Here is an 11,648-nt window from a genome sequence, read left to right as displayed (position 1 = left end):
CAGCTCTTTCCTTTTTATTTTATTGTCTCTAATTTTCAGAAATAGCAGAACGGCCAGCAGGTGGAACTTGTATCCAACTTAAGGCGGAGATTGCAATCATAAGGAAAATATAGTAAAATATAAATTTATACAAAAAAAACCTTTGTAACCTTATATGGTAAAAAAAGCAAAATGAACTAACTATATTTATAAAAAACACAAATCCCCTTCGCTCTTTGAGCATAAACACGTCTATAACTCACCTATTTATACATAGAAAAAGACTGTCTACTCGATATAGACAGTCTTTTCTGAGTTACTTATTATTTATGATTGCAACAAGGATGCCGCTTCCTTATCCAATAGGAGGATTACATCAGGATGCTTTTGTAAAATAGAAGCAGGTAGCTCTTCTGTTACTTCACCTTGGATCGCTTTCGCCACTGCTTCTGCCTTTTTCACGCCAGCTGCTATAATTACGATCTTTTTACTTTGCATAATGCTAGCAATCCCCATCGTAATAGCATGGCGTGGCACATCCTCCTCACTATCGAAATAGCGAGAGTTAGCTTGAATGGTGTTCTTTGCCAGCTCTACCATACGAGTACGTGAATCAAAGGAAGCTCCTGGTTCATTAAATCCGATATGACCATTTTCCCCAATTCCTAAAATCTGAATGTCTACTCCCCCAATAGATCCAATTTCTTCTTCGTATCGGTTGCATTCAGCATCCACATTGGTGGTTTCGCCATTAGGAAGGTGAATATTTTTATTTGGTATATTTACATAGGCAAATAGACGATCGTTCATGAATGTCCAATAACTTTGTGGATGCTCACGCTTGATCGGATAATATTCGTCTAGATTAAACGTACGTAAGGTAGAGAAATCCAACTTCTCGTTTTGGTAACTGGTAATCAGGTGTTTATAAAATCCTTCAGGTGTTCCCCCCGTAGCCAAACCAAGAACGGCATCCGATTTTTTCTCAATCTGCTCTAAAAAAATATCCGCTGCATAACGGCTTAGTTTGTCATAATCCTCGAATATTTTTACCTGCATCATCTAGTTCGCCGCCTTTTCAAATACAATTTTACCTTCTACCCACGTTGCCAAAACCTGGTACTCACTGGATAATAGTACAAGGTCAGCATCTTTGTTTACTTTGATGCTACCTTTCGTATCACTGATTCCCAATTTTTTTGCTTGGTTCATCGTTAGCAAGTAAATCGCTTTTTCCAAAGGAATCTTTGTAAACTGCATAAAGTTAGACAGTGCTTTATCCAATGTAAGAACACTACCCGCTAATGTCCCATCGGCAAGACGCGCTTCATTACCGTGTACGGTCACGGCCTGTCCACCCAGATCATATTCGCCATCCTCTAGGCCTGCCGCGCGCATCGCATCAGTAATTAACATCATCTGATGTAATTCGCAAGCTTTTGCCAAAATACGGATGAAATTCGAGGATAAGTGAATACCATCACAGATAAAGTCAAACGTCATTTCAGGATTTTGCATGGCTAACCCGATAATACCTACATCACGATGATGCAAGCCTTTCATTGCATTCCCCAGATGGGTTGCATGATTTACTCCTTTACGTAAGCATTGGCATGCTCCATCATAATTTTGTTCGGAATGACCAACAGAGGCCACAACCTTCTGTTCGCGTAATAGCTCAAAAACCTCATCTTCCGTGACTAGTTCAGGCGCTAGAGTCATGAGCTTCACTAGTCCAGGACGGGCAACAGCGAAGACTCGTTGCATATTAGCAAGAGTTGGGGGCTCAATCCAATCTCCATTTTGCGCACCTTTTAAGACTGGATTTATAAAAGGTCCTTCCATATGAACGCCAACTACTTTAGCACCTTTGTTCTCCATTAGATTGGAGTAAAATTCCAGTATCTCAAGATTACGTTCGATGGGTGCTGTCATCGTAGTGGCTAATAAGCCAGTGGTACCGTGTTTAGCATGGAAGCTACAAATACCGTCAACAGCTTCCTGTGTGCCATCCATAAAGTCAAAACCCGCACCACCGTGTACGTGTAAATCAATAAACCCTGGCGCTAATGTGGCACCTTTTCCATCATATACATGCTCTGCTTCTTGTCCATTTTCAGGTCCTACATAAATAATTTTTCCATTTTTCATAAGGAGAATGGCCTGTTCCAGAATGCCTTGTTCTGTGACAATATTCACATTCATGATTTTTTGTGTTTGACCAACAGTCATGGTTTACTCCTCCTATTATTCGTACTAAAGGAAGCCTCTCTCTATCTTTTGTTAGGCATCCCAATTATACGCATCTCCCACATTACAGTTTTAAGAAAGCGTTTGTAAGGGGTGTCTACGTAAGCGATTTCTTACTTATTATTGTAACAGAAAACATTGCTGTTACCCAAGAGTCTTCTTACTCTTCAAGAAACGGACACACAACCTAAGTGTTGACACACAGGCATTCTTACTTGATTAGAGCTCTTTTTTCTGTATGCGAGCTGTAATAGTTTCCAAACAAAAAAGAGGGTTACACACCCTCATTTTTGTGAGTTTTATTTGTACCTTCTATTTAGATAAAACCAATTGCTCCAATTCATCTAGCAAGCCTTTAAAGACAGCCATTGCTTCTTCAATCGGCTCCGGTTTTGCCATATCCACTCCCGCTTTTTTCAACAATTCAATAGGGTAATCGGAACCGCCACTCGCTAGGAAGTTCAAATAGCGCTCGACAGCTGGCTCACCTTCCTCCAAGATTTGTTTGGAAAGCGAGGTTGCAGCCGAAAATCCGGTTGCATATTTGTACACGTAGAAATTGTTATAGAAATGGGGAATTCGAGCCCATTCCAGATCAATATCTTCGTCGATCACGACAGAGTCTCCGAAGTATTTCACATTCAACTCACGATACATGCTGGAGAGAGAGTCTACCGTCAACGCTTGCCCTTCTTCAATGGTGGCATGAATCATTTTTTCGAACTCGGCAAACATGGTCTGACGGAAAACAGTCGCTCTAAACTGCTCCAAGTAGTAGTTAAGCAGATACATGCGTTTTTCTTTTTCCGTTGTTTGCGCAAGCATATGTTGCATTAATAGTGCTTCATTTAATGTAGAAGCTACTTCTGCTACAAAGATTTGATATTGCGAATACGTGTATGGCTGTTTTTCATGTGAATAATAGCTGTGTAACGCATGACCCATTTCATGAGCTAACGTAAACATGTTATTTAAGTTATCTTGGTAATTCATCAATACATATGGATGAACGGAATATGTTCCCCACGAATATGCCCCACTCGTTTTTCCTTGGTTTTCATATACGTCTACCCAACCGGAAGTGAAGCCTTCATGCAATACTTTTCCATACGCCTCACCAAGCGGGGCTAGTGAGTCTTCCACCGTTTTTACTGCCTCTTCATACGGAATTTTCATATTGGCTTCCGCTACAATCGGAACATATAAGTCATACATGTGCAGCTCATCTACATCCAACATTTTTTTGCGTAGATCCAGATAACGTTGCAGTTCAGGCAAATTTGTATGAATCGTAGCAATTAGGTTATCGTAGACAGATTGGTCTACATTATCATTAAATAGAGAGGCTTGTAGCGCAGATGAATGCTTGCGGGTACGCGCATAAAACACATCGCGTTTCACGCTTGCAATTAGCGTTGCTGCAATTGTATTTTTATGATTTCGGTATGTTTCATACATAGCTTTAAACGCATCGTGGCGTAAACGTCGGTCTTTACTCTCCATATACTGCGAGTAACGACCCTTTGTCAGCTCAACCTCTTCTCCATTTTCATCAGTAACCATAGGGAATTTAATATCCGCATTGTTTAACATGGTGAAAATGTTTGCTGGAGCACCGGAAATCTCACGCATCTCAGCTAGCAAGACTTCTTCCTCAGCTGACAACGTATGTGGTTTATAACGAATGATCTCATCTTCTAAAAACCTTCTGTACTGATCCAAACCACTCTCTTCATTAAGCAAGGCCTCAAGACGATCATCTTCAATTGCTAAAATTTCTGGTTGAATATACGCAAGCGCACTGGAGACTTGTGTAGATAGTGAAGTAGCACGATCAGTTAAAGCCTGGTATGTAGAATTTCCGTTATCTTCATCTCTTCTCATACGAGCGTACACGTAAATTTTTTCTATCACTTGGGACAGCTCATCCATTAACGTCAACGCTTCCAACAATTGTTTCCCAGAATCAGCCAATTTCCCCTTGAAGCTTTGTGCTTTTTGGATCAAGGTTTTTGCTAGCTCTGCATCTTTTTCCCAATCACTGTTGGTAGCATATATATCTTCCAACTTCCATTTGAATTGATCCGGTACTTCGTTTCGTTTGGGTAATGTTTTGGTCTTGTTCACATTGATACACTCCTTTTTATGGAAAATAGACAGAGCCATCAGAAAAACTGGTACTATTCCCCATCGTACACCAAGCGGGGATTCGATTCAATTGTTTGAGAACTTCTACACCCGCTTGTTGGCAAAAGGGGATTCGCGAAAAAAATTTGCTTACGTATAGAAAAAACCTGGCTTCTACGCCAGGCTTTCCATTCCATTTCCAATTCCAACATACTCAAACCCAATCTGTCTCAAATCATGATGTGGTAATGCATTACGACCATCAAAGATCAATGGTTGATTCATAATTCGGTGCACACGTTCAAAATCTAATTGGAGAAACTCCTTCCATTCTGTGCAAAGGATGACCGCATCCGCTCCGCTCACTGCCTCATAAGCAGATCTGGTATACGTTACCCGTTCGGGAGAGAACACTCGTTGCATGTGCGGCATAGCAACTGGATCATAAGCGGTGATAATCGCTTCTTTATTTTGTAAGATAGTCAGCAGTTTTTGGGCAGGAGCTTCCCGGATATCATCCGTATCTGGTTTAAAGGATAAACCTAATAAAGCAATTCGCTTTTGCGCAAGTCCTCCCAAACGCTGTTCTACTTTATGCAAAAACCAAGCAGGCTGTCGCTCGTTCACTTTGGTAACTTGGTACAAGATAGTTAGCGGCTCATTCCATTCTTTAGCCATTGATAGCAAGGCGGATGTATCTTTTGGGAAACAAGACCCCCCATATCCCAAACCTGCCCGTAAAAATTCAGGACCAATCCTCGAATCAAGACCCATACCATTAGCGATGATCGAAATATCCGTTCCAAGTTTATCACTAAGCCGTGCTAGTTCGTTCATAAAAGAAATTCGCACAGATAAAAATGCATTTGAAGCATATTTTATCATTTCTGCATTTAAGCGACTCGTTTTAATCCGTGGTGCATGAATATTAACGTATAGTTCTTCTAGTATCTCGAACGCTTTTGCAGAAGAGGCCCCCATTACGATGCGGGATGGCTCTAACGAATCTTGCAAAGCACTGCCTTCCCGCAGAAATTCTGGGTTGGATACGATGTGTATCTGTGGGCAATCTGTAAAAAGCTGGGCCACTTGATCATTACTTCCTACAGGTACCGTACTCTTAATGACCAATACACGCTCTGTCTCATCGCACGTAAGCATGAGGTGCACTTGATCTATTACCTCTTTAAAAACGCGTAAATCAGCCCTTCCCTCCTGATCGGAAGGGGTGCCTACACATATAAAAATAACCTGTGCTTGGAGGAGTGCCTCTGTTAGATCAGTGGTAAAGCCTAACGTTCCTCTAGTTATCACATTTATCAGCGCTTCATCTAAACCCGGTTCATAAATGGGTGACCTGCCAGTTTGCAACAGACGTATCTTTTCTTCGTCTATATCCACCCCCAACACTTTATGTCCCGCCATCGCTAATGCAACCCCTGTTGTAACTCCTACATATCCAGTTCCAATGACGGCTACTTTCATGCTGACACCTCCGCCATGATTTGGTGATATTCATGTTTCTTGGTTGTTTACCGTCTTTTGTTCTTCTTAATAAGTCGTACATATAAATTTTCCAAAATTTTGCGTTGTTTGTTAATATCATGTTGTTTTTCAACTTTCACTCGTGCATTCAAGGTATATTCTGTCCATCGCTGCTCTTCCTTGATCATGCGAATCATCATGGCTGCGAGTTTATAAGGTGATTTCTCGGGCGCCAGTAATCCGCTTACTCCATGCTTCACCAGCTCTGGAATACCAGCGTGATATGTGGAGATAACTGGTCTTCCTGTTGCCATGGCTTCCATCAACACATTAGGAATCCCTTCTTGATTGCCATCCTTCGCCGTTTTGCAAGCGAGCACAAACATATGACAACGAGCCAATTCCTCAGCCACTTCTAGATGGCTGACACCACCTTTTAATTTCACACATTCAAGCAACTTGTAGCGTCTGATTAGTTTTTTCAGTTTCTTTTGTTGGTCCCCTTCTCCAACAATTGTCAAAGTGGCTTTTGGGTAAGCTTTGTGAACATATCGAAAAGCGCGAATGAGAGTATCCATACCCTTTTTCTCCACCAGTCGACCAACACTTAAAAATCCATAGGCATCATTCCAAACTGGTTGCGTAGCTTGATAGGTAAACTTTTTGAGGTCGATACCTGAACGCAACAACGTTATTTTGTGTTTCGGACAACCCAATCTGATTAATTTTTTTTTCATGTGCTTACTTACTACTGTAAACGCTTTTCCTTTTTGAAACAGCTTTTTTAATCGGCGGCAATATGCAGGATCAACGTTGGGACGACGTGATACGTCCGTTCCATGAAAGGAGACAAGCAAAGGTAATTTGGAGCGTTTGGCAACAGGTACTAATTCTAATCCACCTGTTCCAAATCTAGCATGCAATACCTTGATCTGTTTTTTCTTCACCCAATGATGGAGAGTAGTAAGCTTCTTTTTCACATAGATTGACTGATAAGGAAATTGATCCACATTAATAGGGTTACGCCGGGTAACCACCAATGGTTCTATATGTGTGTGTCCAATCAGTTGTTCATAGATGAAGGTTTCACTTCTTGGGAGATACATTCGCCGATACAAAAGGACGCGATGCATACTTTCATCCTCCTTGATACAGCTTCTTTATATCCTGAAATTGCTGGTATAGCCCCTGTTCCAGTGAGGTATGCGGACGATAGCCAATCTGTTGAGCTGCTAGGGAAATATCGGCACAGGTACGCCTCGAATCACCTTTTTCCGCCATTGTGAAGGTAATATCTGGCTTCACTCGCAAGATTTTTGCCATTAGCGACACGGCCTCCAACAAGCTAATTTCTCGTTCTCCACCGATGTTATAAATCTCGCCCGCTTGCCCGTACTCACTCGCCAACAGATTGGCTTCCACCACATCATGTACGTAGCTAAAGTTACGGCTTTGACTACCATCCCCGTAAATTTGTATGGGATCCTTCTGTATCATAGCCCGAAAGAAACGATGAAAGGCCATGTCAGGACGCTGTCTTGGTCCATAAACGGTAAAATAACGAAGGGCAACCACTGGTAGCTGATATGCTTTAACGTAAGCTTGCATGAGGTATTCCATAGAGACTTTGGTTACACCATACGGAGAAAGTGGTACAAGCGGAGCCGTTTCTTGTGATAATCCTTCTTGCATTGTTCCGTAAACAGAGGAGGAGGAGGCAAGCACAATTTTTTGCAGCGTATCATGAGTTAGGCTAGCTTCTAATAAGATTTGAGTAGCGGTCACGTTGTGGTTCACATACTCCTGAAATGCATCCCCCCAACTCGCTCTCACTCCAGGCAAGGCTGCCAGGTGGAAAATAGAATGAACACCCTTTAACACATAAGACCAGTCAACATCCTGTACGGGTTGTGTGATGTAATGAAAACGCGAATCTTGAAGACTATGCGCGATGTTGCGCTCTTTATAAGACAATGGGTAGTTAGAAAGCAGGCTATCTACGCCAATCACCTCATAATCCTCTGCCAGCAATCGCTCAGTCAAATGGGAGCCGATAAATCCTGCACATCCAGTCACCACAGCTTTTTTCCTCATTTGCGATGACCTCTTTTCCTTTTCCGTCTCACTAACTGCTTAATGACCAGAAAGCACCCTCTCTTGCCAAAGATTGCGCGATATTCATTTCCCCATTTCTTTAAATACCTTTCATACGTCTGTTTGCGTAAATAATTACGTTTTTGAACCGATCTAGGCTCTGTTAATTGATTTTGATGCTTAGTTCTGTTGTATAACGTTTTATTTATATGTTGAACGGGAAACTTTTCAATTAAGCGTAAAATCATCCGGCGATCCTCCATAATTCTGCCACCGTATTTGTCAGAGATATCCCAGCCGCCTACTTCTTGTAAGGCATTGACACGATAACAACGTGGAGCGACCATCCAACCATCATATCTTAGGAAGTCATATTTCCCTTTAATTTGACGGTGTTTAATGGCCTTCCGCTTATGATATTTACCTTGATAAACACGCCAAACATTCATATTTCCGTAGTAAAGAGCACAACTTTCCTTTTCCTTGCTCTCTTGATTCTTATTAATCGCATGTTTAAATCGTTCCAATGTTCGTTTTGTAAACCAATCATCGGAATCTAATTGAATGAGATAAGGTGTGCGGATGAGCGACAATGCCATATTCATAACCTTAGAGATTCCTGAGTTTTTATTCATACGATAATATCTAATATTGGAATGGGTGAAAAAGGAAGAGACAACCTCCTCCGTATCATCCGTAGATGCATCATCCATGATCAGTACTTCCCAATCATCGCTGGTCTGCTTCAAAACACTTCTAATCGCTTTTTGTAACATATCAGATCTGTTAAAGGTAGGGATCACGACAGTAAACATGGGGGTAAACAAAATCTCTTGTGTATCAGTCATGAAGGCTCTATTCTCCTTGTTGCTGGTAATGTTATGGTAGAATGATCACTCATAATAAAGATCCCCGTGTCCTGTTGTAAAACGTCTGGTACTCCCCCAACTAGATAAGACGAGCGTCCAAAGATACTATCATGAATATAACAATCGAGATTGACTAACTTCGTTTCCTCCAACAAAATACTGTTTTCAATCCTCTGGCAATTCCTTACCTCTGCTCCATTCTGAATACAGACATAGGGTCCAATTGTGCAGTTAGACAACACACAGTTTTCGCCTATCATAACTGGCCCAATCATCTTACAATTTCCGATCAGACTCCCCTCTCCTACTTGCACCTCATTCCCTACAGATTTGTCTAGCATCCAGCGATTTGCCGATAACCAGCGCTCCATCGTTCCTACATCGGAATAAGGTAGCTTCGTGGTAGAATGTACCACCTTTTTTCCTTGTTGCAAAAGAACTGCAATAGCATCAGTAATCTCATACTCGCCTCGCTTGGATGGTTGCAATCCAGCAATTACATTAAAGATAGCAGGAGTAAAAAAGTACGCTCCGATTACAGCTAAATTGCTTTTGGGATCCTGTGGCTTTTCTACAATCGACAGAATTTGCTCTCCCTGTACTTCAGCTATGCCAAAATCCTGTGGTTTCTCTACCTCACTTAATAAGACGGCAGCCGAAGCCTTCGTCGTAACGAAGCTGTCATGTAAACTGTGCAAGGATTCCATCATTAAGTTATCCCCTAAAAACAAAGCAAACGTATCTTCATCGATAAAGGATTTAGCTAGTGAAACAGCATGGGCAATACCTAGTGGCTCAGGCTGTTCAATATACCTAATCACCGCGCCACAGTTTCCACCGTCCCCGACATAGTTAGGAATTTGCAACTGATTTGGACTGATCACGATGCCAATTTCCCGAATACCTATATCAAGTAACTTTTGCAAACAATGCTGGATCACCGGTAGATTAGCTACAGGTAGGAGTGTCTTGGGCTGTGAATAGGAAAGTGGATATAATCGTGTGCCACGGCCAGCGCATAAAATTAACCCTTTCAAATGACGTTCACCCCTGTTCCATAGAGATTTCTATACTGTATGCACAGGGATAGTAACGGTTTGGGTGATTGGCCCTAAACACTGTAAATAGCGGCGAATGCCTATGTAAAAAGCGCCTACGTTTTTTTTCGTGGGCGCTTTCTTTTTTGTTTACGTAGTTGACAAGCTTTAGAAAAAATATCCATATATTCGTTAGCTGTTTTCTCCCATGTAAAGTCACCTGCTCGTAAAATGGCACGATAGGAAAAGGGTGTAAAAAACGAGGAGGTGTCCCACATTTTTTCCCAAATATCGGGTATTTTTTTCACCCACTCGTTAGGCGGCACTAGATAACCCGTCTTGTTTTGTTCTACTACTTCCCCAATTCCTCCCCGTGTTGAAGTTAAGATAGGCTTTCCTGCAGCCATGCCCTCTACATTAACCCGACAAAACGGTTCGTTCCACACGGAAGGAGTGGCTACAATATCACAGATATGATACCACTCTGGCATCTGTTTTGCAGGAATAAAATTGACAAAACGAACCTTATCTTTGATTGGTTTAGCTAATTTTTTTAAATGGCGCACATAATTATTTTCCTTATTGTTACCATAACCTTTTCCACCCACAATCAGAAGTCGTGCTTGCGGATCACGCTTGGCGATTTGTTTAAAAGTGCGAATTAACAGATGTACCCCTTTTTCGCGCATTAAACGCCCCGCATACATCAGCACACGATGATGCTGATTAAAACCCAATGATTCCCTTTTTTCAGAAATAATCTGTTGCCCTTCCTTTGACAGTGAATAGGTAGCCACATCTATCCCAAGGTGAACTGGGTATATCTTACGTCCTGATATGCCATGTTTCCTAATAAAATATCGTCTCAAATATTTGCTGTTGGTAATTAGTCCATCGATCTGCTTATTCACTTTTTTCATACGGACAGGCGAAATAACACCTCGTGAGGCAAATACATGGGAATGCATATTAAGAACGATAGGTATATCTTTACAAGCTTTGCGTAATATTGGGACAAAACTTGGACGATTCTCGATCAAAATTAGGTCTGGCCTGTTTTTTTTTATCCGATTCGTCACTTGTTTAATATATGACTTCTGTCCATGATAAGGCACCCGAATGTACTGAATTCTGCCTACTTGTTCTGAGCCTGGATACTCTTTACAGGTCCTTGTGTAGATTTCGATTTCATGGGACTTTGCCAGACGCTTACTCACCTCATCAATATCCACCTCAACTGAACTACCTCGAATAGGCGGAACAGTAAAAGGTCCTGGGCTTACTATTGCAATCCTCATCCCCTGCTTGCTTCCCATTCCTTTTTAATAGCAAGCACGATCTGATAAATTTGTTCTCGTTCCTTGTTCCATTGAAGAACCACTTCCTCCACCTTTTGTCTCCATTTTTCACTATGGAGTTGCACCATCTCCCATTGTTTTTTTATTTCTCCTATTTGCGATTCCGTCATAGCCACCATGTGCTGACACTCTTTGATCTGTTCTTGCCACATAGTACGCTCCATTTCCCATCGTTTCAGGCGATTCTGCATCTCTGTCCATTGTTTGAGTAATTCTTCTTTTTCTTTCGACAATTCTGGTTGATACAGTCCCTCCAGTAACACAGTATCAGGGATCACACGATAGTCGCTTTGGCCCCCCGAGGTTTGCAAGTCAAACATGGCCGAAAAGACAACCGGCACCTCCTCAGTAATCAACTCAACCTGCTTTCCATTTTCCATTTGCTCTCCCTCCTTTACTTCTATATCCTATGAACAGAACAGGCTGATGGGTGCATACCCACTGGGTTA

The 11,648-nt window shown here is 41.7% G+C and carries 10 protein-coding genes; all 10 read right to left on the bottom strand.

Features of this window, described 5'->3' with window-relative positions; all coding sequences use genetic code 11:
- Positions 1–306: 306 nt before the first annotated feature.
- The gene (nagB, locus tag EEL30_17215; protein ID QDX93882.1) at positions 307–1,041 is read right to left on the bottom strand and encodes a glucosamine-6-phosphate deaminase; all 735 of its coding nucleotides are present in this window, start codon (positions 1,039–1,041) and stop codon (positions 307–309) included.
- Positions 1,042–2,211: an N-acetylglucosamine-6-phosphate deacetylase gene (nagA, locus tag EEL30_17210; protein QDX93881.1), complete on the bottom strand. Its 1,170-nt coding sequence runs from the start codon at positions 2,209–2,211 to the stop codon at positions 1,042–1,044.
- A 330-nt stretch (positions 2,212–2,541) separates the two neighbouring features.
- The gene (pepF, locus tag EEL30_17205; protein QDX93880.1) at positions 2,542–4,356 is read right to left on the bottom strand and encodes an oligoendopeptidase F; all 1,815 of its coding nucleotides are present in this window, start codon (positions 4,354–4,356) and stop codon (positions 2,542–2,544) included.
- Positions 4,357–4,530: 174 nt separating this feature from the next.
- Positions 4,531–5,841, bottom strand: coding sequence for a UDP-glucose/GDP-mannose dehydrogenase family protein (locus tag EEL30_17200; GenBank protein QDX93879.1), 1,311 nt, complete (start codon positions 5,839–5,841; stop codon positions 4,531–4,533).
- Between the two features lie 47 nt (positions 5,842–5,888).
- Positions 5,889–6,974, bottom strand: a complete 1,086-nt coding sequence (locus tag EEL30_17195; protein QDX93878.1) for a colanic acid biosynthesis glycosyltransferase WcaL — start codon at positions 6,972–6,974, stop codon at positions 5,889–5,891.
- Positions 6,975–6,978: 4 nt separating this feature from the next.
- Entirely contained in the window at positions 6,979–7,935 is a 957-nt protein-coding gene (locus tag EEL30_17190; protein QDX93877.1) for an NAD-dependent epimerase/dehydratase family protein, read from the bottom strand.
- On the bottom strand, positions 7,932–8,783 hold the full coding sequence (locus EEL30_17185) for a glycosyltransferase family 2 protein (GenBank protein QDX93876.1): 852 nt from the start codon (positions 8,781–8,783) through the stop codon (positions 7,932–7,934). The genes EEL30_17190 and EEL30_17185 overlap by 4 nt, the downstream gene beginning before the upstream one ends.
- Entirely contained in the window at positions 8,780–9,841 is a 1,062-nt protein-coding gene (locus EEL30_17180; protein ID QDX93875.1) for a glucose-1-phosphate thymidylyltransferase, read from the bottom strand. The genes EEL30_17185 and EEL30_17180 overlap by 4 nt, the downstream gene beginning before the upstream one ends.
- Positions 9,842–9,957: 116 nt before the next feature.
- A complete protein-coding gene (locus tag EEL30_17175) occupies positions 9,958–11,139 on the bottom strand; it encodes a glycosyltransferase family 1 protein (GenBank protein QDX93874.1) in 1,182 nt (393 codons plus the stop codon).
- Positions 11,136–11,579, bottom strand: coding sequence for a hypothetical protein (locus tag EEL30_17170; GenBank protein QDX93873.1), 444 nt, complete (start codon positions 11,577–11,579; stop codon positions 11,136–11,138). The genes EEL30_17175 and EEL30_17170 overlap by 4 nt, the downstream gene beginning before the upstream one ends.
- Positions 11,580–11,648 lie beyond the last annotated feature (69 nt).

The organism is Brevibacillus laterosporus, from assembly GCA_007833815.1.
Classification (GTDB): Bacteria; Bacillota; Bacilli; order Brevibacillales; family Brevibacillaceae; genus Brevibacillus_B; species Brevibacillus_B laterosporus_D.
The sequence above is the reverse complement of the archived record's forward strand: the minus strand, read 5'-3'. Positions and strand labels throughout refer to the sequence as shown.